This is a genomic window from Neorhizobium tunisiense (genome assembly GCF_039631515.1).
GTDB lineage: Bacteria > Pseudomonadota > Alphaproteobacteria > Rhizobiales > Rhizobiaceae > Neorhizobium.
The window spans coordinates 183,577-206,212 of record NZ_JBDIUU010000007.1 but is presented as its reverse complement, the minus strand read 5'-3'; the positions used below and the strand labels follow the sequence as shown (position 1 = coordinate 206,212).

The 22,636-nt window shown below is 62.1% G+C and carries 21 protein-coding genes; 9 read left to right on the top strand and 12 right to left on the bottom strand.

Features of this window, described 5'->3' with window-relative positions:
- Nucleotides 1–2: 2 nt before the first annotated feature.
- The 5 genes from ABCW43_RS20755 to ABCW43_RS20735 are packed head-to-tail and all read right to left on the bottom strand — an operon-like array spanning nt 3 to nt 4,350.
- Complete coding sequence (locus ABCW43_RS20755; protein ID WP_345927926.1) at nt 3–1,259, bottom strand: ABC transporter substrate-binding protein; 1,257 nt, start codon at nt 1,257–1,259, stop codon at nt 3–5.
- A gap of 32 nt (nt 1,260–1,291) precedes the next feature.
- Complete coding sequence (locus tag ABCW43_RS20750) at nt 1,292–2,401, bottom strand: ABC transporter ATP-binding protein (protein ID WP_345927924.1); 1,110 nt, start codon at nt 2,399–2,401, stop codon at nt 1,292–1,294.
- Nucleotides 2,402–2,405: 4 nt separating this feature from the next.
- Complete coding sequence (locus ABCW43_RS20745; RefSeq protein ID WP_345927922.1) at nt 2,406–3,314, bottom strand: carbohydrate ABC transporter permease; 909 nt, start codon at nt 3,312–3,314, stop codon at nt 2,406–2,408.
- 2 nt (nt 3,315–3,316) lie between these two features.
- Nucleotides 3,317–4,201: a carbohydrate ABC transporter permease gene (locus ABCW43_RS20740; RefSeq protein ID WP_345927920.1), complete on the bottom strand. Its 885-nt coding sequence runs from the start codon at nt 4,199–4,201 to the stop codon at nt 3,317–3,319.
- Nucleotides 4,198–4,350 carry a hypothetical protein gene (locus ABCW43_RS20735; protein ID WP_345927918.1) on the bottom strand — a complete coding sequence of 51 codons (153 nt, stop codon included), beginning with the start codon at nt 4,348–4,350 and terminating at the stop codon, nt 4,198–4,200. The genes ABCW43_RS20740 and ABCW43_RS20735 overlap by 4 nt, the downstream gene beginning before the upstream one ends.
- 165 nt (nt 4,351–4,515) lie before the next feature.
- Here ABCW43_RS20735 and ABCW43_RS20730 point away from each other — a divergent pair, with 165 nt between their 5' ends.
- On the top strand, nt 4,516–5,424 hold the full coding sequence (locus tag ABCW43_RS20730) for a helix-turn-helix domain-containing protein (RefSeq protein WP_345927916.1): 909 nt from the start codon (nt 4,516–4,518) through the stop codon (nt 5,422–5,424).
- A gap of 157 nt (nt 5,425–5,581) precedes the next feature.
- Here the strand turns inward: ABCW43_RS20730 and ABCW43_RS20725 are convergent, their stop codons facing one another.
- Together ABCW43_RS20725 and ABCW43_RS20720 are read right to left on the bottom strand one after the other, a co-directional pair.
- Complete coding sequence (locus ABCW43_RS20725; RefSeq protein ID WP_345927915.1) at nt 5,582–6,337, bottom strand: alpha/beta fold hydrolase; 756 nt, start codon at nt 6,335–6,337, stop codon at nt 5,582–5,584.
- Between the two features lie 48 nt (nt 6,338–6,385).
- Nucleotides 6,386–8,161 (bottom strand): cytochrome c biogenesis protein DipZ, encoded by a 1,776-nt coding sequence (locus tag ABCW43_RS20720; RefSeq protein ID WP_345927913.1) that lies wholly within the window; start codon nt 8,159–8,161, stop codon nt 6,386–6,388.
- A 334-nt stretch (nt 8,162–8,495) separates the two neighbouring features.
- Between ABCW43_RS20720 and ABCW43_RS20715 the strand changes: the two genes are divergently transcribed.
- The 6 genes from ABCW43_RS20715 (at nt 8,496) to ABCW43_RS20690 (ending at nt 14,556) form a co-directional block, all read left to right on the top strand.
- On the top strand, nt 8,496–9,548 hold the full coding sequence (locus ABCW43_RS20715) for an alpha/beta fold hydrolase (RefSeq protein WP_345927911.1): 1,053 nt from the start codon (nt 8,496–8,498) through the stop codon (nt 9,546–9,548).
- Nucleotides 9,549–9,662: 114 nt separating this feature from the next.
- The gene (locus ABCW43_RS20710) at nt 9,663–10,403 is read left to right on the top strand and encodes a response regulator (protein WP_345927909.1); all 741 of its coding nucleotides are present in this window, start codon (nt 9,663–9,665) and stop codon (nt 10,401–10,403) included.
- The gene (locus tag ABCW43_RS20705; RefSeq protein ID WP_345927907.1) at nt 10,400–11,719 is read left to right on the top strand and encodes an ATP-binding protein; all 1,320 of its coding nucleotides are present in this window, start codon (nt 10,400–10,402) and stop codon (nt 11,717–11,719) included. The genes ABCW43_RS20710 and ABCW43_RS20705 overlap by 4 nt, the downstream gene beginning before the upstream one ends.
- Nucleotides 11,720–11,894: 175 nt before the next feature.
- Complete coding sequence (locus tag ABCW43_RS20700; RefSeq protein ID WP_345927905.1) at nt 11,895–12,311, top strand: organic hydroperoxide resistance protein; 417 nt, start codon at nt 11,895–11,897, stop codon at nt 12,309–12,311.
- A 470-nt stretch (nt 12,312–12,781) separates the two neighbouring features.
- A complete protein-coding gene (locus tag ABCW43_RS20695) occupies nt 12,782–13,801 on the top strand; it encodes a ketopantoate reductase family protein (protein ID WP_345927904.1) in 1,020 nt (339 codons plus the stop codon).
- Entirely contained in the window at nt 13,798–14,556 is a 759-nt protein-coding gene (locus ABCW43_RS20690) for an SDR family NAD(P)-dependent oxidoreductase (RefSeq protein ID WP_345927902.1), read from the top strand. The genes ABCW43_RS20695 and ABCW43_RS20690 overlap by 4 nt, the downstream gene beginning before the upstream one ends.
- Before the next feature lie 2 nt (nt 14,557–14,558).
- Here the strand turns inward: ABCW43_RS20690 and ABCW43_RS20685 are convergent, their stop codons facing one another.
- From ABCW43_RS20685 to hutI, 5 genes are read right to left on the bottom strand one after another with little or no spacing between them, the layout of a single operon-like run.
- The gene (locus tag ABCW43_RS20685) at nt 14,559–15,146 is read right to left on the bottom strand and encodes a HutD/Ves family protein (protein ID WP_345927900.1); all 588 of its coding nucleotides are present in this window, start codon (nt 15,144–15,146) and stop codon (nt 14,559–14,561) included.
- Between the two features lie 5 nt (nt 15,147–15,151).
- Nucleotides 15,152–16,825, bottom strand: a complete 1,674-nt coding sequence (gene hutU / locus ABCW43_RS20680) for a urocanate hydratase (protein ID WP_345927899.1) — start codon at nt 16,823–16,825, stop codon at nt 15,152–15,154.
- 13 nt (nt 16,826–16,838) lie between these two features.
- Nucleotides 16,839–17,657 carry an N-formylglutamate deformylase gene (gene hutG / locus ABCW43_RS20675; protein WP_345927898.1) on the bottom strand — a complete coding sequence of 273 codons (819 nt, stop codon included), beginning with the start codon at nt 17,655–17,657 and terminating at the stop codon, nt 16,839–16,841.
- Nucleotides 17,658–19,193 (bottom strand): histidine ammonia-lyase, encoded by a 1,536-nt coding sequence (gene hutH, locus ABCW43_RS20670; protein ID WP_345927897.1) that lies wholly within the window; start codon nt 19,191–19,193, stop codon nt 17,658–17,660.
- Nucleotides 19,190–20,443: an imidazolonepropionase gene (gene hutI, locus ABCW43_RS20665; protein ID WP_345927896.1), complete on the bottom strand. Its 1,254-nt coding sequence runs from the start codon at nt 20,441–20,443 to the stop codon at nt 19,190–19,192. Before hutI ends, hutH begins: the two co-directional genes overlap by 4 nt.
- A gap of 97 nt (nt 20,444–20,540) precedes the next feature.
- Between hutI and ABCW43_RS20660 the strand changes: the two genes are divergently transcribed.
- Nucleotides 20,541–21,887 carry a formimidoylglutamate deiminase gene (locus ABCW43_RS20660; RefSeq protein ID WP_345927894.1) on the top strand — a complete coding sequence of 449 codons (1,347 nt, stop codon included), beginning with the start codon at nt 20,541–20,543 and terminating at the stop codon, nt 21,885–21,887.
- Nucleotides 21,884–22,612 (top strand): histidine utilization transcriptional repressor HutC, encoded by a 729-nt coding sequence (hutC, locus tag ABCW43_RS20655; protein ID WP_345927892.1) that lies wholly within the window; start codon nt 21,884–21,886, stop codon nt 22,610–22,612. Before ABCW43_RS20660 ends, hutC begins: the two co-directional genes overlap by 4 nt.
- The last annotated feature ends 24 nt before the right edge of the window (nt 22,613–22,636 follow it).

The window sequence follows — 22,636 nt, the reverse complement described above, 5'->3', positions numbered from 1 at the left end:
TCTCAGATCCCCGTCAGTGCCTGGTTGATGCCGGCGATGATCTCGGTCGCGGCGTCCTTGGAGGATTGCTGGCCATAGGCGAAGGCTTCGAAATTGGTGTCGAAGACCTCGGTGACGCGCGGATGTTCGTTGAGCGGCGAGACGCCGGGGCTGGTCGGCTCCATCACCCGCTTGTAGGCTTCCAGTTGCACCGGCTTGATCTTGCCTTCCTTGGTCAGCGTATCGAGCGCCGCCTTGCTGGACGGAATGCCGCGCGTCGCCCCCATGATCTTGACCGCTTCCGGGTCGTTGAGCAGGCAGTTGAGCACCTGGGCCGCAGCCTTCGGGTCCTTGCTGTTCCTGGAGATCGAGAACAGCATGGAGGGCTTGCGATAGACGCCGTCGGTCTTGGCGCCCTCGATCGTCAACAGCTTGACGGGAACCAGTTCCTGGCCCTTTTCCATAGGCGTGGCGATCTTGCCGTAGGTGCTGTCCCACTGATACGTGCCGGCGATCTGCCCCTTGGCCCATTTCTGGTTTTCATGCAGCGGCGTGTTGCCGCCGGCTGCTACCTGTTTCCAGCTCTCGATGACGCCCTTGTCGACCAGGGTCTTGTAGAATTCGAGGCCTTCGGCGAGCTCGGCTTCGCTCCAGGCGACCTTGTTTGTGGCGGGATCGATCAGGTCCTTGCCGGTCTTCTGGGTGGTGCGAAGGATCACCATCAGGCGGGCATCCAGGGCCGCACCCTCAAACGGGAAATACTCCTTGCCGAGCTTTTCCTTCATCTTCGGGGCTGCGGCGATCAGCTCTTCCCAGGTCTTCGGGATCGGAATGCCGGCCTTGTCATAGGTCGTCTTGTTGAACATGAAGACGCGGCCGGTGGTGGAGACCGAAATGCCGTTCAGCTTGCCCTTGACGGTGCCGCTGTCGAGATCCGACTTCGACCACTGGCTGAGGTCGATGATGTCCTTGTACTGGTTCAGGTCGGCAAAGCCGTCGCCGTTCTTGGTGAATAGGGGCAGCCAGGGCCAGTTCACCTGCATGATGTCGGCCTCGGTGCGGCCGGCGAGCTGCGTGGCGATCTTTTCCTGATGGCCCTGGAAGCCGGTAAATTCAGGCGCGATCGTGTGGCCGAATTTCGCGCCGCAGACCTTCAGGGCCTGCTGGGTCGCGACATGGCGGTCGTCGCTGCCCCACCAGGACATGCGCAGATCCGAAGCGAATGCGGTCGAAAGGCTGGTGGCGGCAAACAAAGCCGCCGTCATGAACATGGTTCTCATTTTGGCTCCTCCCAAGTTGGAACGATGAAGTTTCAAACCGCCAGGCTGATGTTCTCCCCGGACTGGCGGTCGAACAGGTGCACGCCCTTCGGGTCCGGGCTCAGCCAGACCCAGTCGTCGCGAAGCGCGCCGCGGTCGTAGGACGCGGACGGCACGACGGCGATGAGGCGTTTCGGGCCGATGTCGACATAGAGGTAGACTTCGTGGCCCATGAACTCGATATGGGCAACCTTGCCCTTGATGGTGCCGGGCGTTTCGGCCGCGACGATGCGCAGGTGCTGCGGCCGGATGCCGAGCGTGACGTGCTCGCTGCGTCCGGAGATCCGTTTGGTGAACTCATCGCCGAGCACGATCACTTGCTCCGCTGCGCGCACGCCGTTCTCTCCCTCGAACGTGCCGCCGAGGAAATTCATTTCCGGGCTGCCGATGAAGCCCGCGACAAATGTGTTGGCCGGGCGGCTGTAGAGCGTGACCGGATCGGCAACTTGCATGATGTGGCCATCCCGCATGACGCAGATCCGGTCGCCCATGGTCATGGCTTCCGTTTGGTCGTGTGTGACGTAGATGACAGTGGCCTGCTGGCCGTCCGCCTTCAGCCGCTTGTGCAGGTCGGTGATGCGTACCCGCATAGAAGCGCGCAGCTTGGCGTCAAGGTTGGAGAGCGGCTCGTCGAACAGGAAGACCTGCGGTTTCTTGATCAGCGCCCGGCCGACGGCGACGCGCTGCGCCTGACCACCGGAAAGCTGTTTAGGAAGCCTGTCGAGCAAAGGGTCAATCTCGAGAAGATGGGAAACGTGCTGGGTGGCCTGTTCGATCTCGGCGCCCGGGCGGCGCTTCAGCCGCATGCTGAAGGAGAGGTTCTTGCGCACCTTCATATGCGGATAAAGCGCGTAGTTCTGGAAGACCATAGATATGCCGCGATCACCCGGTGTCTTGTCGTTGACCAGTTCGCCGCCGATGCGGATCTCGCCGCCGGTGACGCGTTCCAGCCCGGCGATCATCCGAAGGGTGGTGGACTTGGCGCAGCCGGACGGGCCGACCAGCACCATGAACTCGCCATCCTCGACATCGAGGTTGATGCCATGCACGGCGCGGAACGAACCGTAGTCCTTTTCGAGGTTTCTCAGTTGAAGACGCGCCATGTGACTATCCTTTGATCCCGCCGGAGGAGATGCCGTCGATGAAATATTTCTGGGCGAGGAAGAAGACCGCGAGTGCCGGTGCCAGCGACAGGACAGACATGGCGAGCACCCGGTTCCATTCGAAGGCTTCGGTGGTGTCGATCGACAGTTTCAGCGCCAGCGAAATCGGGTACTTGTCGACCGAGGAGATGTAGATCAGCGGGCCGAGGAAGTCGTTCATCGTCCACATGAACTGGAACAGGCAGACCGAGATCAGCGCGGGCATCAGAAGCGGCACGACGATGAAGATCAGCGTCTGGATGGTATTGGCTCCGTCGACGCGGGCAGCCTCCTCCATGTCGCGCGGGATGGCGCGCAGGAACTGCACCAGCATGAAGACGAAGAAGGCATCACCGGCAAGCGCCGAGGGCACCCAGAGCGGCAGGTAGCTGTCGAGCCAGCCGAGATCGCGGAAGATCAGGTATTGCGGAATGCGGGTGACGACGTTCGGCAAGAGCAGCGTCGCGATCAGCGCGGAAAACAGCACCTTCTTGTACGGGAAATCGAAGCGGGCGAAGCCGTAGGCGACCGCCGTGCAGGAGATCGCCGTGCCGATCACCTTCGGGATGACGATCCACAGCGTGTTTACGAAGAACGTGCCGAAGGAATAGGGCGTCGAGGTCTTCCAGCCCTTGATATAGCCGTCCAGCGTCGGGTTCTCTGGCCAGAAGCCGGGATTGGAGAAGATTTCCGAGTTGGTCTTGAAGGACGCGCCGATCAGCCAGATCAGCGGATAGAGCATCAGCAAGCCGACGACGGTCAGCAGCGCATAACGCAGGACGGCATTGAGGCCATGGCGGCGCGTTTCACGGGTGCGGATGATATCGATATCGCGCGCGGTGGGGGAATTCTGGGAGAGGATGTGATCGGTCATGGTCAGCTCCTCTTGTCGCCGGCGTAATAGACCCAGTGGCGCGAGGACCAGAAGGCGATGAGGGTGAGGGCCATGATGATCAGGAACAGGACCCAGGCGATCGCCGAGGCATAACCCATGTCGAACCGCTTGAAGGCCTCGTCATAGATGTAGATCGGCAGGAGATAGGTGGATTTCAAAGGTCCCCCTTGGGTGATGATGTAAGGTCCGTTGAACTCCTGGAAGGCCTGGACCATCTGCATGATCAGGTTGAAGAAGATGACAGGCGTGATCAGCGGCAGGGTGATGTAGACGAAACTCGTCCACTTGCCGGCGCCGTCGATCGAGGCTGCCTCGTAGAGCGTCTTGTCGATGCTCTGGAGGGCTGCGAGGAAAATCACCATGGCCGAGCCGAACTGCCACAGGCGTAGGAGCGTGATGGTGAACAGCGCATTGGTCGGGTCGCCAAACCAGTTGACTGGCTCGAAGCCGAGCATGGTGAGGCCCATGTTGACGAGGCCGACATCGGCGAAGATATAGCGCCACAGGACCGCGATGGCGATCGAGCCGCCGAGGATCGACGGCACATAATAGGCCGTCCGGAAAACGTTGATGAACTTCAGCTTGTAATTGAGGATCACCGCCATGAAGAGCGCGAAGACGAGCTTCAGCGGCACCGTGGTGAACACGTAGATCAGGGTGACCCAAAGCGATTTCCGGAACGTCCGGTCGTTGGTGAACAGCCGGATATAGTTCTGCAGGCCTGTGAAGACCGGCTCGTTCATCAGGTTATAGTTGGTGAAGCTCAGATAGAGCGACGCGAGGAAGGGAAGGGCGGTGAAGACCAGGAGCCCGATGACGAAGGGCGACAGGTAGAAGAGCCCCAGAAACTTGTTGTCGCCGCTCATTCCGTCCGCCCCAATCTGGCGGGAAGCCGGCCATGGGCAGCGACGGTTCGGTCATAGGCAACGCCACCCATGAGTTTCGTCGCCCAGTTGAGCGTGCCGCCGTCGACATAGGCGGTATTGTACGAAGAGGCACTTCCTTTATTATGCATCGCAACCTCTGGCACTTCGATCTCCGGACACACCTGATCCATCAGGTTTCCGAGAAAGAAGCGCCATTTCCTCCCATTTCCGTCTCTGACGTGTTGAGATATTAGCTCCCAGGCTGATATTCTCGCTTTGCCGGTCAGATCAAATCGACGAATTCGGGGAAAAGGATGGAGAAAATTGAAGGTAGCGTTCTGTCTGCAATTCCGATGAATGCGATGGCGTTGACGCTGACGCGTTCAACCATAAGGATGCAGCACTCGCATACCTGGGGCGTGGACAAATCGAACAGCGTGCATGACCTGATCATCTGCCTGACGGGCTCGGCACGATATGAAGTCGCAGGCGAGACGATCGACATGGCGCCAGGCAGGGCGATGCTTCTGCCTGCGAATACGTGGTTTTCCGGCCATTCCACCTCGCGGGAAGCCTATACCGGCATTGCCCAGCATTTCACCCTCGACCTCTTCGGGCGCCTCGACCTGATCGCCCAGATGAACCTGAAGCACGCCGTCACGCTCGCCCGCTGGGAGATGATGGAGCCGCTGACGCGTTATTATCATGACAACTCGCCGCCCTATTCGACGACGCTGCTTCAGCATCACCTCTTCATGTTCCTGTTGATCGAATTCATCGAACAGGCGCATATCGGCTGGAAGGAGCAGTCGGTCGGCAATGTCAACAATCCGGATGCGCTGTCCTTCTCGGTCATGGTGGCGGCGAGCCAGATCGCGGCCGATCCGCTCGACGAGGAGATCGTCGGAAGAACGATCAATTCGGTGCCCTATAATCCGGATTATTTCAAACGGGAATTCCGCAAGCGCGTCGGCTGGACGCCGGACAAATTCCAGGAATTCAAGCGGATGGAACGGGCCATGGGCCTAATGGCCGGCGGCTGCACGGTGAAGCGCGCCGCCGAGCTTTCCGGCTATACGGACGCCTATTACTTTTCCCGCATGTTCAAGCGCTATATCGGCATCAGCCCGCAGGGCTATCAGCAATCGGAAAAGCGCAGTCGCGAGGGCGCCTTCCCGAGAGGCGAGGAGGACGGCCAGCTGATCTATCCGCTCACCCGCTGAATAGCCGTCAAACGAAAATCAGTCATCTGTATTCGCACGGCTTTAAAGGCCGGCTCCCGTGGATTTCCACGCACCTTGCCTGGCCGTGGGAGCTCATTCGCCGATTGGTAGACCGGCGCCGGAATTTCTCCCGGCGCCGGGTGATCGTTCCCGCGAGCTATTTGCCCGCCTGCCTTGCCGCACGCTCGATGACGTCGGCGACCTTCTCCGGCTGGGAGGCGAAGACGGCGTGGCTTGCCTTGATCTCGGTGATGTCGCTGCCGGCCCGCCGGGCCATGTCCCGTTCCAGTTCCGGATTAATGGAGCGGTCTTCTGTGGCGACGATCGACCAGCTCTTCCTGGCATGCCAGGCAGGATCTCCAACCTTGGCGGAGAAAGCCTCCTTGGCGGCAAACACCTGCGACCGGGCAAGGAACCGTGCTTCGTCCTTCGGCAGGTCCGCCGCGAAATCGCCCGGAAACGCGGCGGGGTCGATATAGAGATATTTGCCGTCCTTCGTCTCGCGGATGTTCATGCCGCCCGCCGGCTTGGAGCTGGCGAGGCTGAGCAGGCTTTCGCCCTTGTCCGGCTGGAACGCCGCCACGTAGACGAGGCCGGCGACATGCGGGCTGTGGCCGGCTTCGGTAATCACCATGCCGCCATAGCTGTGTCCGACGAGCAGGGTCGGGCCGTCCTGAAGGTCCAGTACACGGTTGGTGGCGGCGATATCATCGGCAAGCGAGGTGATCGGTTGCTGAACGATCGTCACGTTGAAGCCGCGCTTTTCGAGAATCTCGGTTGCCTTGCGCCAGCTTGAGCCATCGGCCAATGCGCCATGGACGATGACGATGTTCTTGACTTCCGCGGCTTGCGCCGCAAACGCGATGACGCTGGTGGCGAAGGCAAGTGCGAAGGTGGAAATACGTCTTTTCATGAGCTTAACTCCTGTCAGTTGATGTAGGATTAGGTTTTTGGATGAGGTCTAGCCGAAGGTGAAGGCATAGGCTTCGACGCCGGGATCGAGGAAGCGGATCTCGAAATTGCGTGCCTCGACATCGCCGGCCTGGCGGACGAGCTGGTAGAGCTTTGTCGTAGTCACCATGCCGTTACCATCGGCGTCGATGTCAGCGCCGTGGTCCGTTCCCGGAGCCTTGCCGTCGATCGTCACCTGAAAGCGCACCGGCTTGCCGGCGGTCCCGGGACCGAGGACGAGATGCAGATCGCGGGCGCTGAACCGATAGGCGATGCTGCCATCCGGCTGGCTGAGCGTCGCCTGTTCCGCCCCGACGGTCCAGGTACCCGAGAGGCCCCATTCGTTGAGGCCGGGTTCAGCGACCGAATAGTCGCGGGCGGCGTCGGCGCTCAGGATTTCCCGAGAGGCGAAATTCGTGGCGCGCTTGTAGCCGAGATAGGTTTCGCCGGAGCGGACATTGCTGAGGTCCGGGCTAATCTCCGCGCCCTTGACATCGGGCACGACCGGCGCGCTGGTCGCCGTCTCGCTTCCTGCTTCGCGCAGCAGATCCTGGATGGCCTGCTCGGACTGCTTGTAGTTACCCTCGCCGAAGTGATGGTAGCGGATCTGGCCCTTGGCATCGATCAGGTACTGGGCGGGCCAATAGCTGTTCTCGAAGGCGCGCCAGATCTTGTAGTCGTTGTCGATGGCGACCGGGTAGCCGATCTTGAAGTCGCCGACGGCCTTTCTGACATTGTCGACCTTCTTCTCGAAGGCAAATTCCGGAGCGTGCACGCCGATCACCACGAGACCCTGGTCCTTGTATTTCTCAGCCCAGGCGCGGACGTAAGGGACGGTGCGGATACAGTTGATGCAGGAATAGGTCCAGAAATCCACGAGGACGACCTTGCCACGGAGCTGCTCCGAGGTCAGTGGCGGCGAGTTCAGCCATTCGACCGCGCCGTCGAGCGAAGGTGCGCGCCCCTCGACCGGAAGGTTGCTGCGGAACGGCCGGGCGGTATCGGCCGCGGCGCTCGCCATGCCATTGCCGGCGATTTCCGAAGGCGAGGCGGTTGAAGGCTTGGAATGCAGCCGGTCGAGCACAGCCTGTTCGAAGGAGGCGGTGCTGGCATAGGACAGACGGGCGAGCAGGCCGGTATCCAGGCCAAGCGCAATGACTGCGACGCCGGCAAGTACGGCGGCACCCAGGACCTGGCGAATCCGTTCGCTGACCCCCAGCGAACGCTTCATTCCGGCAAAAACCTTTCCGCCGACGATGAGCGCAACGGCAAGCGAAGTAGCAGCGCCTGCGGCATAGGCGACAAGCAGGAATGTCGTTTCAAGGTTCGCGCCCTGCAGTGCGGCACCGGTGAGGACCAGGCCGAGAATGGGGCCGGCGCAGGGAGCCCAGAGCAGGCCGGTCGCGACGCCGAGGACGAACGAGCTCGTTACCGTGGGTACCGTCCCGGGTGTGCCCGAGACATTCAGGAGCCGGTTGCCGAAATCAACCACCGGACGGGTGACGAAGCTTGCGACACGCGGCGAAAGGAGGCTGACGCCGAAGACGGCAAGCAGGACGATGGCGGCGAGCCGGCCGTATTCGTTGGCATGGATCGCCCAGCTGCCGCCGACGGCCGCAAGCGTGGCGACGAGCGCAAAGGTGGCGGCCATGCCGATGAGCATCGGCAATGTGCTGCGGACGAACGGTTGTCCGGCGCGGGCAAAAACGAAGGGAAGGATGGGCAGGATGCACGGGCTGAGGATCGTCAGCGCGCCTCCGAGATAGGCAATGATAAGAAGCGTCATCGTCGTTTCCTTTGACACCGGATGTTGGGGGTCCTGGGCGGCGGTGCGGCTCGACCAGCAACGGAGCCAATCTGGTCGGCGCGACGTATCCAGGATGTGTCCGGGTTGGAGGGAAAATGTACCGAAGTGTAGGAAACCGCCCGGTGCGCTACAGAGCGACACAAATCGCCAGCCGCTACGAAAGGTGCTCGGATCGGCGCTGCCTGAATTGTATCAGAACGTATCCCGGCGGCCGGATGCTACATCCGCATTCAAAACCCGCGGCTCGGGACATATCGGGGATACATGGCTGCGGCTTCCTTCCGATCGTGATCAACACGAATTGGAGAGATCGATGTCCGACCCAATCAACCACCAGCGTCGCCGCTTCTTCGGCGTTGCCGCCATGACCGTTGCAGCTGTCGAATTCGGAATGACCGGCACCGCCGGCGCCCAGTCTTCGTCGCCTGCCGCGACGCCATTGACCGCCGTCAAGGCCGGCACGAACACGTCCTTCGAAACGCTGAAGCAAGTCAGAGCGGGCGTGCTCGATGTGGGTTATGCCGAGGCCGGTCCGGCAGACGGCCCCGTCGTCCTGTTGCTGCATGGCTGGCCCTACGACATCTACAGCTTCATGGATGTCGCGCCGCTGCTCGCCTCTGCCGGTTACCGGGTCATCGCGCCGTATCTCAGGGGCTACGGCACGACACGCTTTCTGTCGAAGGATACGCCACGCAACGGCCAGCAGTCGGCCATTGCGGCCGATATGATCGCGCTCCTCGACGCGCTCGGGATAGACAAGGCGATCGTCGCAGCCTTCGATTGGGGCGCCAGGACCGCCAACATCATGGCGGCGCTCTGGCCGGAACGCTGCAAGGCGATGGTGTCGGTGAGCGGCTACCTGATCGGCAGCCCGGAAATCAACAAAAAACCTCTGCCGCCGAAAGCCGAGCTTGCATGGTGGTACCAGTTCTATTTCGCCACCGAGCGCGGCCGGTTGGGCTACGAGCAGAACCGGCGCGATTTCAACAGGCTTATCTGGCAGACGGCGTCGCCCACCTGGCAATTCGACGACGCGACCTTTGAAAGATCGGCCGCCGCATTCGACAATCCCGACCACGTCGAGATCGTTGTCCATAACTACCGCTGGCGGCTGGGTCTTGTCGAAGGCGAGGCCCGGTTCGATGCCTTCGAACAGCAGCTTGCCATGGGGCCGATGATCTCGGTGCCGACGATCACCATGGAAGGCGATGCCAACGGCGCGCCGCATGCCGACCCTTCCGCCTATGCGGGCAAGTTCTCCGGAAAATACGAGCATCGCACCATCACCGGCGGCATCGGTCACAACCTGCCGCAGGAGGCACCGCAGGCTTTTGCCCAGGCTGTTCTGGACGTCGACCGGTTTTGAGCCCCAATGGCTGCCGCGGAGATATTTCTTGGCTTCGCGGCAGCCATCCTGCGGTTTAAAGAAGAAAGGGCGGTGCGATACCGTTCTCATCGGACAAGGATTTGAAGCCCGAAAATGGATCATGTCGACCATATCCTGATCGTCGATGACGACCGCGAAATCCGCGAACTGGTGTCGAGTTATCTGAAGAAGAACGGTCTTCGGGCGACGGTGGCCGCCGATGGCCGCCAGATGCGCAGTTTTCTCGAGGCCAATACGGTGGACCTGATCGTGCTCGACGTGATGATGCCGGGCGATGACGGGCTCGTTCTTTGCCGCGAACTCAGGGCCGGCAAGCACAAGGCGACGCCCATCCTCATGCTGACTGCCCGCAGCGACGAGATGGACCGGATCATCGGGCTCGAAATGGGTGCCGACGACTATCTGCCGAAGCCGTTTGCCGCGCGTGAGTTGCTGGCGCGCATCAAGGCCGTCCTGCGCCGGACGCGCATGCTGCCGCCCAACCTGCAGATCAGCGAGGCAGGCCAGTTGCTGAGCTTCGGCGATTGGCGGCTCGATACGGTGGGCCGCCATCTGCTCGACGGACAGGGTACGGAAATCGCGCTGAGCGGTGCCGAATACCGGCTGCTGCGTGTCTTCATCGACCATCCGCAGCGCGTGCTCAATCGCGACCAGATCCTCAACCTCACGCAAGGCCGCGATGCGGATCTGTTCGACCGGTCGATCGACCTTCTGGTGAGCCGGCTTCGCCAGCGGCTCGGCGACGATGCGCGCGAGCCGACCTATATCAAGACCGTGCGCAGCGAAGGTTACGTCTTCTCGGTTCCCGTCGAGATATCGGAGCCCAAGCCGTGAGTGCCAGCGTCGCCCGTTCCGGCAAATGGTGGCCGAGCACGCTGCGTGACCGGCTTTTCCTCATCCTGTTTACAGGCCTCGCGATCGCCTACGGGCTCTCCTTCAGCATCCTCTTTATCGAACGTTACATGTCGGCAAAGGCCGTCATGCTCGGCACGCTTGAAAACGATCTTGCGACATCGATCGCCATCCTCGATCGGCTGCCGGCCGGCGAGCGGGCCGATTGGCTGGATCGGTTGAGCCGCGGCAACTACCGCCTGGTGCTCGGCCCGGGAATTGCCGGCGTGCCGGAAGTCTCGGGCCGGGGCGCCGAGATTACCGGCAAGATTCAGGAGGCGGTGGGGCATCGGTTCCCGCTGCGGGTGGAGTCCATCCCCGGTGACGTCAGGCGGCTGCAGGGTCATCTGACGCTCTCCGACGGCTCTCCACTCACCATCGACGTCACGCCGACCGGTGTCATGCCGATTGCGGAATGGCTTCCTTATGTGTTCGCCATCCAGATGGCGCTTCTGGTGGTCTGTACCTGGTTTGCGGTCCGGCAGGCGATCCGCCCGCTCGGAGACCTCGCGGCTGCCGCCGATGCGCTCGACCCCAACAGGAAAAGCCCGCCGTTGAGCGAGACCGGCCCGAGCGAAGTCGCCCATGCCGCGCGGGCCTTCAACGCCATGCGCGACAGGATCGCCCACTATCTCGAGGAACGGGTGCAGATTCTCGCCGCCATCTCCCACGATCTCCAGACGCCGATCACCCGCATGCGGCTGCGCGCCGACATGGCGGACGACTCGCCCGAGAGGGACAAGCTGGTGCATGACCTCGGTGAAATCGAGCGGCTGGTGCAGGACGGGATCGCCTATGCGCGCAGCGCGCATGGCAATGGCGAGAAGGTTTCCCGGATCGACCTTGCCTCGTTCATCGACAGCATTGCCTATGATTACCAGGACACCGGCAAGTCGGTGACGGTCCTCGGTATTGTCCAGGGAACCGCGTCCACCAAACCGCACGCACTGCGCCGTATCCTCTCGAACTTCATCGACAATGCCGTGAAATTCGCCGGCGGCGCCGAGATCAGCGTCGAGCGAAGGGGCGAGGGCGACATCGTCATTACGGTCCTCGATCGCGGGCCGGGGATTCCGGAAGACATGCTGGAGCCGGCCATGCAGCCGTTCTTCAGGCTGGAGCAATCCCGCAACCGCGAAACCGGCGGCACGGGGCTTGGTCTTGCCATCGCCCAGCAACTGGCTGCGGCCATCGGCGGTTCGGTGAGGCTCTACAATCGCGCCGGCGGCGGGCTGGCTGCCGAAATCACTATCCGCTGATATCCGAAAGCCGCTGAAATTATCGAAGCGTTTGTAAGAGAGAATGTCCGGCGAGGCCTGCGCTACGCTTCGATACATTTCCTGCGATTTCGGAAACATGCCGGATACGTCGCCTCGTCAAACCACTCCCTGTCAACGGATGTCGCAATCGGCGACACGAACAAAGGAGTGTTCCATGACCACGATCGACAAGGTTCTCTATACCGGCAAGACGCACACGACCGGCGGGCGCGATGGGTTCTCGCGCAGCGACGATGCGCAGCTCGACGTCAAGCTCTCGCCTCCCGGCAGCGCCCATGCCGGCACAAATCCCGAGCAGCTCTTCGCAGCCGGATGGTCGGCCTGCTTCATCGGCGCGATGGGCATCGCCGCGGGCAAGCGGAAGATCAAGCTTCCCGCTGAGACGGCGGTCGATGCCGAGGTGGACCTCGGAACCACCGCGGGCGCATACTTCCTGCAGGCCCGCCTTAACATCAGTCTGCCGGGCATCGATCCGGAACTTGCCAGGGCGCTTGTCGAAGAAGCTCACCAGACCTGCCCCTATTCGAAGGCGACCCGCGGCAACATCAATGTCGAGCTGATCCTCGCCTGAGGAATCGCGATTGCGCCTCGCGCCGGATCGGCCGCGACGACAGGTAAGAACTGCTAACAGGACGAGGCAGGGGCCTCGTCCCCGGAGAACCCCATGAAATTGGTGATCATCTGCATCCTGGGGGCGGCCGTCTTTGCGGCGCCCTGCATATACGACCTAACCTCACTGGAGCCTTCGGCGTTGGCAGGCCTCCTGGCCGCAGGTTCCTCGTTCTGAAATCCCATTCGGAAAAGCGGCGACCGTAGGCACGAACCCGGTCGCCGTCGCCCCACGCTTTCTCGATCTCGACCCGTACTCGACCACGCGACCGTAGTGGTCTACTCCTTGAATGCGCGTAGTCCGGCATGCCGATGGTCGAATATCGTCATGCCGGAGCCCTGTAGTTTTAAGCAAACTGCAACGAGCGCACGTTAGGCAATGTGGCATGTTGCGCTCGCAGGGATGCGGGCGTTTTTGGAGGGATCTTGGGCATGAGCCAGCCAATTCTGATCTGGGGCGCCGGCGCGATCGGCGGCACGCTGGGTGCGGCTTTCATACGTGCGGGCGAGAATGTGATCTTCGTCGATAACGTCAAGGAACATGTCGATGCGATCAACGAGAGGGGACTGAAGATCGTCGGTCCGATCTTCGAGGACGTCGTCAAAGCCAGAGCGTATCTGCCGGAAGAGCTGGAAGGCGAATATCGGCGGACTTTTCTCTGCGTCAAAGCCCATCATACGGAGGCCGCGGCAAGGTCTCTCGTCCAGCATCTCCCCGCCGACGGATATGTGGTTTCCGCCCAGAACGGGCTCAACGAACGGGTGATTGCCCGCATCGTCGGAGAACATCGCGTCATCGGCTGCTTCGTCAATTTCGGGGCGGATTATCTGGAGCCGGGCGTCGTGCAGTATAGTGGCCATGGCGCCGTAGTGATCGGCGAGCTCGACGGGCTTTTCACCGATCGGGCCGAGGATATCTATCAGCTGATGCGGCAGGTCGAGCCGAAGGCTTTGATCACCAGCAATATCTGGGGCTTCTTGTGGGGCAAGCTCATCTATGGCGCGCTGCTGTTCGGCACGGCTCTCACCAATGACAGCATCGCCGATGTGCTCGAAAGTCCAATCGCCCGCCCGGTTCTGCGCCGGCTTGCGCTGGAAGTGGCGACGGTGGCGGCTATCAACAACATCCAGCCGGAAGCCTTCGACGGGTTCGATCCAGCCGCCTTCGGGCCGCTGGCCTCACCGGAACAGACTGACAAGTCGTTCGACGACATGGTGGCGCATAACCGCAGGTCGGCAAAATCGCATTCAGGCATCTGGCGCGATCTTGCCGTGCGCAAGCGCAAGACCGAGGTGGACGCGCAGGTGATGCCGGTCGTCGAGATCGGCATGGAATCGCGTGTTCCGACGCCGCTTGCCGCCCGCCTGATCGCCATGATCCACGAGATCGAGGATGGCAAACGGCCGCTCGCCATGGCCAATCTCGAAGAACTGGCGACGGTGACGGCATGAACATTTCGTTTGACGGCAAAGTGGTGATTGTCACGGGTGCCGCCCACGGCTTCGGACGGGCGATCGCGAAAGGGTTCGCGAGCCGCGGCGCGGCGGTCCATCTCTGCGACGTCGATGCGGCGGGGCTCGATGAAACCGTCGGGCTCTGCGGGCCCAGGGCCGAAGCGCATGTACTGGATGTCGGCAATCGCAGTGCCGTACAGGAGACCGTCCGGGCGATCGAGGCAGCCTCCGGCGCGCCGGACGTCCTGATCAACAATGCCGGCGGCGTGCGTGGGCAGGTGGGCCGGCCGATCGAGGAGATATCCGAAAGCGACTGGCAGACGATCTTCGACGTCAACCTGTCCGGCGCATTCTTCATGGCCCAGGCGGTCGCGCCGGGCATGAAGAGGAAAAATGCCGGGCGCATCATCAATATTTCCAGCGGTGCCGGTCTCGGGATTTCGCTGACCGGCATCCAGGCCTATGCCAGCGCCAAGGCCGGCCAGATCGGGCTGACGCGTCAGCTCGCCCATGAACTGGGACCGTGGGGCATCACCGTCAACAATGTCGCGCCCGGCTTCGTGCGCTCGAACCCGGCGACCGAACGACAATGGGAGGCGATGGGCGAGGAGGGGCAGGCGCGGCTCCTGCAGAATATTGCCCTGAAACGCCTTGGTACACCTGACGACATTGCGGCGATGGTGATGTTCTTCGCATCCGACTTCGCCGGCTGGATTTCCGGGCAGGTCATCAGCGTGGACGGCGGCAAGTGAGTTCAGGCAGAGGGGGATATCCCACTTTCCGGATTGAGCTCAATCACGAGAACCGCTGAACCACCGGAGATAACGAGGTCGCTCGTCACCTCGGCACCGCAGACCAGGCAATCAAGCGGTCCGAGATCTGCTTTCTCCGAACCGAACGCGATCGTGTGTCCCGCGGTGGCAAGAACCAATCTCAGATCCGAGGATGCCGGCAGCGACACGGGCGTCGGATGCTTGATGACGCGGTGGGAAAACCGGCCGCGCCGCGTCATCACGTTGAGGTCCGTTGTCTCGCCATTGAGCAGCTTGGCCGCAGCCACCGTGTCGGCAGGAAACGGATAGGGCTCGCAACGAAGATCGAGAGAAACGGGCCTGCGGCCCTCGATCGTCAGCTCTATCCCGCCGCCCGAAAGGATCGACAGGGTGCGATCCACATCCGGAAAAGTCGAGAAAGCCCCGTCTGAAGCGATGGTCGCCATGCTGACGCGCCAGTCGAAGTCCTCTATCGACGCGCCGACGGGAAAGACGGCGATTTCCACCGTCTCGCCGCCGCCGTTTTTCCACGGCATTCGCCTGTAGTCGGACGCGCGCAGAATTTTCATGGGGATCAGTTTCCGAGAATGCCGGGCAGGCGAAGTCCGTTTTCCTTGGCGCAATCCACGGCGATTTCGTAACCGGCATCCGCGTGGCGCATGACGCCCGTGGCAGGGTCGTTCCAGAGCACGCGTTCGATCCGGCGGTCGGCGTCCTCGCTGCCGTCGCAGCAGATGACCATGCCGGAATGCTGCGAATAACCCATGCCGACGCCGCCGCCGTGATGAAGCGATACCCAGGTCGCACCGGACGCAGTGTTGAGGAGCGCATTCAGCAGCGGCCAGTCGGACACCGCATCCGAACCGTCCCTCATCGCTTCCGTCTCCCGGTTGGGAGAGGCGACCGATCCGGAGTCCAGGTGGTCGCGGCCGATCACGATCGGCGCTTTCAGCTCGCCATTGCGAACCATCTCGTTGAAGGCGAGGCCGAGCTTGTGGCGGACGCCGAGGCCCACCCAGCAGATGCGCGCCGGCAGGCCCTGGAAGGAAATCCGCTCGCGCGCCATGTCGAGCCAGTTGTGGAGATGCGTGTTGTCCAGCAGCAGCTCCTTCACCTTGGCGTCGGTACGGTAGATGTCTTCCGGATCGCCGGAAAGGGCTGCCCAGCGGAATGGGCCGATGCCGCGGCAGAACAGCGGGCGGATATAGGCCGGTACGAAGCCCGGGAAGGCGAAGGCGTTTTCCAGCCCTTCGTCCTTGGCGACCTGGCGGATATTGTTGCCGTAGTCGAGTGTCGGGATGCCGGCGTTCCAGAAGGCGATCATTGCCTCCACATGTTCGCGCATCGAGGCGCGGGCGGCTTTTTCCACCGCCTTTGGATCGCTTTCGCGTTTCGCCTTCCATTCGGCGATCGTCCAGCCCTTCGGCAGATAGCCGTTGATCGGATCGTGGGCCGACGTCTGGTCGGTGACCATGTCCGGACGGATGCCGCGACGGACCATTTCGGGGAGGATTTCCGCGGCATTGCCGAGCAGGCCGACAGACTTTGCCTCGCCCGCTTCCGTCCAGCGCGTGATCATCTCCATGGCTTCGTCGAGCGTTTCCGCCTTCGCGTCGACATAGCGGGTGCGCAGCCGAAAATCGATACTGTCCGGATTGCATTCGACCGCCAGGCAGCAGGCGCCGGCCATGACGGCGGCAAGCGGCTGGGCGCCGCCCATGCCGCCAAGACCACCGGTCAGGATCCATTTGCCCTTGAGATTGCCGCCGTAATGCTGGCGTCCGGCCTCGACGAACGTCTCATAGGTGCCCTGCACGATGCCCTGCGTGCCGATATAGATCCACGAACCGGCGGTCATCTGGCCGTACATGGCAAGGCCCTTTTTGTCGAGTTCGTTGAAATGGTCCCAGGTCGCCCAGTGCGGCACGAGGTTGGAGTTGGCGATGAGAACGCGCGGCGCATCCTTATGGGTCCGGAAGACGCCGACCGGCTTGCCCGACTGCACCAGCAGCGTTTCCTCCTCTGTGAGCGTCTTCAGCGTCGCAACGATCCGGTCGAAATCGTCCCAGGTGCGGGCAGCGCGCCCGATGCCGCCATAAACGACCAGTTCGTTGGGATTTTCCGCCACGTCCGGGTCGAGATTGTTCATCAGCATGCGCAACGGCGCTTCCGTCATCCAGCTTTTGGCGTTGAGCTGGTTGCCGCGGGGGACGCGAATTTCGCGGATATTGTGGCGGGGATTGGTCATCGGAACGTTCCCTTTATCGGTTGTTGTTGTTCTCTGAAGCGAGGTCGAGGGCGATGCGCTCGATCCGCGTCAGGATATCTTTCAGATGGACGCGCAGTCGCTCTGCCTTGGCCGCGTCGTAGGCAAAGGGCAGGGTCTCCGTGGCGAGATGGGTGGCCTGTGCAAGTTCCATTTGGATGGCGTGGACGCCGGTTTCCGGCTTGCCGTAATGCCGCGTCGTCCAGCCGCCCTTGAAGCGGCCGTTGAGGATGCTGGTGTAGTCCGACGCCGCGGCCGCGACATCGAGCACCGCCTGTTCGATCGTCGGAGCGCAGGTTCGGCCCATGTCCGTGCCGATATTGAAATCGGGCAGGGTGCTTTCGAAGAGGAACGGGATATACGAACGGATCGAGTGGCAATCGTAGAGCACGGCAATGCCATGAATGGATTTTACCCGTCCGATTTCGGCTGCAAGCATCGCGTGATAGGGCACATGGAAATCGCGCAGCCGGTCGGCGGTGTCGGCCTCGGTTGGCGCGGCGCCAGACTTCCAGATGCTTCTGCCGTCGAAATCCGTCTCCGGGATCAGGCCGGTAGTGTTCTGGCCGGGATAGAGGCTCGTACCCTGCGGATCGCGGTTGGCGTCGATCACGTAGCGGTGGAAGGTGGCGCGCACCGTCGTCGCATCCGCCAGAAGTCCGTCATAGAGTTCATGGATGTGCCAGTCCGTATCGGCGAGCAGGCGCCCGTTGTCGTTCAGCCGGTCCCAGATCGCCGAGGGCATGTCGGTTCCCGTATGCGGAAAGCCGAGAATGACAGGGGAGGTGCCCTGTCTGACTTCGAACACAGCCATTCAAGCCTCCAGAGCCGGCAGGATATCGGGTGAAACGGAGGCGGCGAGCGCGCCCGTGGCGACGAGATCGGTGGCGGCCTTGAGGTCGTTTGCCATGTAGCGGTCCTCTTCCAAGGTCGGAACGGCGGCGCGGATGGTAGCGATCACCTTCTGAAGTTCCGGGCTGGTCGTCAGCGGCTTGCGCAGTTCCACGCCTTGAGCTGCCGTCAGCGCTTCGATGCCGATGATGGTCGCAAGGTTGTCGGTCATCTGGAGAAGCCGGCGCGCGCCATGGCAGGCCATAGAAACGTGGTCTTCCTGATTGGCGGAGGTGGGCGTGGAATCGACCGAGGCCGGATGCGACATCTGCTTGTTTTCCGACATCAGGGCCGCGGAGGTGACTTCCGCGATCATCAGCCCGGAATTCAGCCCCGGCTTCTTGGCGAGAAAGGCCGGCAACCCATAGGAGAGGGTCGGGTCCACGAGCAGCGCGATGCGGCGCTGGGAGATCGCGCCGATTTCGCAAATGGCGAGCGCGATCTGGTCGGCGGCAAAGGCCACCGGCTCGGCGTGGAAATTGCCGCCCGAAACGACGGTTTCGTCCGAAAGCACCAGCGGATTGTCGGTCACCGCATTGGCTTCGATCTCGAGCGTGCGGGCGACCGAGCGCAGGAGGTCAAGGCACGCGCCGTCCACCTGGGGCTGGCAGCGGATGCAATAGGGATCCTGCACCCGTTCGTCGCCTTGCAGATGGCTTTCGCGGATGACCGAACCCGACAGCAGGGCGCGCAGAGCCGCGGCCGCATCGATTTGGCCCTTGTGGCCGCGAAGTGTGTGGATATCCGGATGGAAAGGCGCGGACGAGCCCATGGCGGCATCCGTCGACATCGCACCGGTCACCAGCGCGGCCTGGGCGGCCCGATGAGCACGGAACAGGCCGGCCAATGCCAATGCCGTGGAGGTCTGGGTGCCGTTGATCAGCGCAAGGCCTTCCTTGGCGGCAAGCACGACCGGTTTCAATTCGGCCTTCGCAAGAGCCTCGGCAGCCGGTAGCAGATTGCCTTGATAAAAGACCTCGCCTTCGCCCATCATCACGGCCGCCATATGAGCGAGCGGCGCGAGATCGCCCGAGGCACCGACTGAACCCTTTTCCGGAATAAGCGGGATCACCCCTTTCTCCAGCATCGCCTCGATCAGGCGCACCAGTTCGAGACGGACGCCGGATGCGCCGCGCCCGAGCGAGATGAGCTTCAGCGCCATGACCAGGCGAACGATATTCTCGGCAAGCGGTGCGCCGACGCCGCAGCAATGCGACAGGATCAGGTTGCGCTGGAGTGTGGCGACGTCGGCACTGTCGATCTTGATCGAGGCCAGTTTTCCGAAGCCGGTATTGATGCCGTAGACCGGCTCGTTGCCTGCGGCAATCTGGGCGATCCGGGCCGCTGCCTTCTCGATCCTGGCGTCGAACGAAGGATCGATCCGTACCGGCGTGCCGTTCCAGTAGATGTCCTGGAGCTCGCGAAGGCTCACCGAGCCAGGTGTCAGAACGATGCTCATGCGAAAACCCTCTCGCCCTTGAAGATTCGTGCCATCAGCGGGTTGAAGCCGATGCGATAGACAAGCTCAGCCGGCCGCTCGATATCCCAGATCGCAAAGTCGGCGGATTTGCCGACCTCAAGCGTGCCGGTTTCGGCCTGAAGACCGAGGGCGTACGCGGCCTCCCGCGTAACGCCGGCAAGGCATTCCTCGACCGTCAGGCCGAACAGGGTCGCGCCCATGTTCATGGTCATGAGCAGTGAGGTCAGTGGTGATGTGCCGGGATTGCTGTCGGTCGCCAGCGCAATACGGGTGCCGGCGTTGCGCAACGCCTGGATAGGCGGCGCCTGCTTTTCCCGAAGCGTATAGAAGGCACCCGGCAGCAGCACGGCGACCGTGCCGGCTTCAGCCATGCTCTTGGCGTCTTGTGCGGAAAGATATTCGAGGTGGTCGGCCGACAATGCGCCATAGGAGGAGGCAAGGCGCGCGCCACCAAGATCGGAGAGCTGTTCCGCGTGAAGTTTGACGGGAAGGCCAAGCACCTTCGCCTTGTCGAAAACCCGGCCGATTTCGGCGGGCGAGAAGGCGATGCCTTCGCAGAAACCGTCGACCGCGTCGACCAACCCGTGCGAATGGGCAGCCTCAAGACCCGGCAGGACCACGTCGGTAATGTAGTCGCCGTTACGGCCCTTGTATTCGGGCGGTGTCGCATGTGCGGCAAGCCAGCTTGTGACGATCCGCACCGGCCTGACGTCGCCGAGCCTGCGGGCAACCCGCAGCATCTTCAGCTCGCCCTCGATATTCAGCGCATAGCCGGACTTGATTTCGACCGTGCAGATACCTTCGGCCAGCAGTGCGTCCAGCCTGCGAAGTGCCTGCTCCAGAAGCTCGTCTTCCGAAAGCGCATTGGTTGCTTTCACGGACGAGATGATGCCGCCGCCCGCCCGTGCGATCTCCTCGTAGGTCGATCCCGCAAGGCGCATTTCGAATTCCATCGCACGGTCGCCGCCAAATACCAGATGGGTGTGGCAGTCGATCAAAGCCGGGGTAATCCACCGCCCTTCGCAATCGGTTTGGTTTTTGGAATCTTTGAATTCGGCAGGCAGGTCGGCCAGTGTGCCGACGAAGGCTATCCGCCCGTTGCGCACGGCGAGCGCGCCGGTTTCGATTACGCCGAGGCCGGATGCCGTGGGAGCGAAAGTAGCGATCCGCGCATTGCGCCAAAGCGATGCGGAACCCGCTGCAGCTTTTGAAGATTCTTCCCCATCCATAAGCTTTTTGCCTTTCCTTATGGAGGAACATGTATATACATAATAATTCGAGTGACAAGAAGAATTTTGGTCTCCGCGAGGAAAAGGGAAGGCGCCCATGGCCACGCTTCATGCGCAATTGGCTCTGTTGCCGGAAGGCTGGAGGCAGAATGTAAGGCTGACGATCGAGGCCGACCGGCTCGCCCGGGTGGAGATTGGTGTCGAGGCCGCGGCAGAAGATGAGCGTCACAAGGTGCTGGTGCCGGCGATGCCGAACCTGCACAGCCATGCCTTCCAGCGCGCCATGGCGGGCCTTACGGAAGTTCGTGGTCCCGGCGACGACAGCTTCTGGAGCTGGCGGACGCTGATGTACAAATTCGCGCTCTCGATCACGCCGGAGCAGGTGGAGGCGGTCGCTTTACAGCTCTACACGGAAATGCTGGAAGCCGGCTTTTCGCGGGTCGGCGAATTTCACTACCTCCACCACGACAGGGATGGCGGGCATTACGCCAATATCGCCGAGATGGCCGAACACATCGCGGCTGCAAGCGCGGAGGCGGGAATTGGCCTGACCCTGCTGCCGGTCTTCTATGCCCATTCGGGCTTCGGCGGTGCTGCGCCGATCCAAGGCCAGCGCCGGTTCATTCATTCGGTGGACGATTTCGCAAAGACGATGGAAGGCTGCCGTCGCTTGACCGACTCCATGCCCGGTGCGGAACTTGGCGTTGCTCCCCACAGCCTCCGAGCCGTAACCCCGCAGGAGCTCAAGCAGGTCGTGCCGATGGCAGGTGACGGGCCTGTGCATATCCATGTCGCCGAGCAGGTGAAAGAGGTCGAGGACTGCCTTGCCTGGTCCGGTGCCCGCCCTGTCGAATGGCTGCTGGCGAACATGCCGGTCACCGAACGCTGGTGTCTCATCCATGCAACGCACATGACGGAGGATGAAACGCGCCGCATGGCCGACAGCGGTGCCGTCGCCGGGCTTTGCCCCATCACCGAGTCCAATCTTGGCGATGGGATATTCCCCGGTGATCTTTTCCTCGGCCAGAACGGCAGCGTCGGCATCGGCTCGGATTCGAACATACTGATTTCCGTGGCGCAGGAGCTGCGTCAGCTTGAATACTCCCAGCGCCTCGGCCTGAAGAGGCGCAACGTCCTGGCAAAGCCGGAGGGTTCGACAGGGCGGCGGCTGTTCGAAGCGACGCTTTCGGGCGGCGGAATGGCGCTCAAGGCGGCCCCCGGCTTGGCTCAGGGCAATTACGCCGACATCGTTTCGCTCGATGTCGAGCAGGTTCCCTACCTTGCGGCCGATCAGATTCTCGATCATTGGATATTTTCGGGAGGCATTGCGGTGGATTGTGTCTGGGCGCTTGGCCGCAAACAGGTCGAAGGCGGACGGCATATCCGGCGGGATCTGATCGGCCGGCGGTTCAGGACGGTAATGCAGGAATTGCTGACACTATGACCAATGGCGGCAAGGAAGCCACCCTCCACCATCGCATTTTGAGCGACATAGAGGGGCGGATCGTCTCCGGCGAATGGCCTCCCGGGTATCGCCTGCCTTTCGAGGTCGATCTTGCCGTACAATATGGCTGCTCCCGGATGACCGCCAACAAGGTGCTGACGCATCTGGCAAGGGCCGGGCTGATCGAACGGCGCAAGAAGTCCGGCAGTTTCGTGGCGCAACCGGCGACGCAGGCCGCCGTGCTCGAAATCCATAGTATCGAGGCGGAAGTCCGTTCCCTCAAACTTCCCTATTCCTACCGGCTGGAAAAGCGGTTTCTACGCGAGGCAAGCCCCATCGACCGGCGGCATCTGGAGCTTTCGGAAACGGCTCCGATCCTCGATCTCGTCTGCCTTCACCATGCCGGTGAGCGGCCATTCTGCCTTGAAGAGCGATTGATCAACCTTGCGACCGTGCCCGAAGCGACAGGCGAGGATTTTTCGAAATCGGCTCCGGGGACCTGGCTTATCAGCCAGATCCCGTGGAGCACCGCGGAACATCGGATCTATGCGCTGTCAGCCAGTGCGGAGGTTGCAAAGATGCTCGACATTTCCAGGAACGCGGCTTGCCTCGTCATCGAACGGCGGACCTGGGGCAGCGGCGGCCCGGTGACATTCGTGCGCTTCACCTATCCGGGCGACCGGCATGCGCTGGTCGCCCGCTTCACGCCTGGGGGACAGAGTTAGGGCGCTGGATGGCTAGGGGTGCAG

Coding starts and splice junctions, on each gene's coding strand:
- ABCW43_RS20685 (WP_345927900.1), bottom strand. CDS start 15,146: ATGAAAATTCTGCGCGCGTCCGACTACAGGCGAATGCCGTGGAAAAAC.
- ABCW43_RS20720 (WP_345927913.1), bottom strand. CDS start 8,161: ATGACGCTTCTTATCATTGCCTATCTCGGAGGCGCGCTGACGATCCTC.
- ABCW43_RS20740 (WP_345927920.1), bottom strand. CDS start 4,201: ATGAGCGGCGACAACAAGTTTCTGGGGCTCTTCTACCTGTCGCCCTTC.
- ABCW43_RS20745 (WP_345927922.1), bottom strand. CDS start 3,314: ATGACCGATCACATCCTCTCCCAGAATTCCCCCACCGCGCGCGATATC.
- hutG (WP_345927898.1), bottom strand. CDS start 17,657: ATGGCTGTGTTCGAAGTCAGACAGGGCACCTCCCCTGTCATTCTCGGC.
- ABCW43_RS20660 (WP_345927894.1), top strand. CDS start 20,541: ATGGCCACGCTTCATGCGCAATTGGCTCTGTTGCCGGAAGGCTGGAGG.
- ABCW43_RS20735 (WP_345927918.1), bottom strand. CDS start 4,350: ATGCATAATAAAGGAAGTGCCTCTTCGTACAATACCGCCTATGTCGAC.
- ABCW43_RS20755 (WP_345927926.1), bottom strand. CDS start 1,259: ATGAGAACCATGTTCATGACGGCGGCTTTGTTTGCCGCCACCAGCCTT.
- ABCW43_RS20700 (WP_345927905.1), top strand. CDS start 11,895: ATGACCACGATCGACAAGGTTCTCTATACCGGCAAGACGCACACGACC.
- ABCW43_RS20730 (WP_345927916.1), top strand. CDS start 4,516: ATGGAGAAAATTGAAGGTAGCGTTCTGTCTGCAATTCCGATGAATGCG.
- hutC (WP_345927892.1), top strand. CDS start 21,884: ATGACCAATGGCGGCAAGGAAGCCACCCTCCACCATCGCATTTTGAGC.
- ABCW43_RS20695 (WP_345927904.1), top strand. CDS start 12,782: ATGAGCCAGCCAATTCTGATCTGGGGCGCCGGCGCGATCGGCGGCACG.
- ABCW43_RS20725 (WP_345927915.1), bottom strand. CDS start 6,337: ATGAAAAGACGTATTTCCACCTTCGCACTTGCCTTCGCCACCAGCGTC.
- ABCW43_RS20690 (WP_345927902.1), top strand. CDS start 13,798: ATGAACATTTCGTTTGACGGCAAAGTGGTGATTGTCACGGGTGCCGCC.
- ABCW43_RS20750 (WP_345927924.1), bottom strand. CDS start 2,401: ATGGCGCGTCTTCAACTGAGAAACCTCGAAAAGGACTACGGTTCGTTC.
- hutU (WP_345927899.1), bottom strand. CDS start 16,825: ATGACCAATCCCCGCCACAATATCCGCGAAATTCGCGTCCCCCGCGGC.
- ABCW43_RS20715 (WP_345927911.1), top strand. CDS start 8,496: ATGTCCGACCCAATCAACCACCAGCGTCGCCGCTTCTTCGGCGTTGCC.
- ABCW43_RS20710 (WP_345927909.1), top strand. CDS start 9,663: ATGGATCATGTCGACCATATCCTGATCGTCGATGACGACCGCGAAATC.
- hutH (WP_345927897.1), bottom strand. CDS start 19,193: ATGAGCATCGTTCTGACACCTGGCTCGGTGAGCCTTCGCGAGCTCCAG.
- hutI (WP_345927896.1), bottom strand. CDS start 20,443: ATGGATGGGGAAGAATCTTCAAAAGCTGCAGCGGGTTCCGCATCGCTT.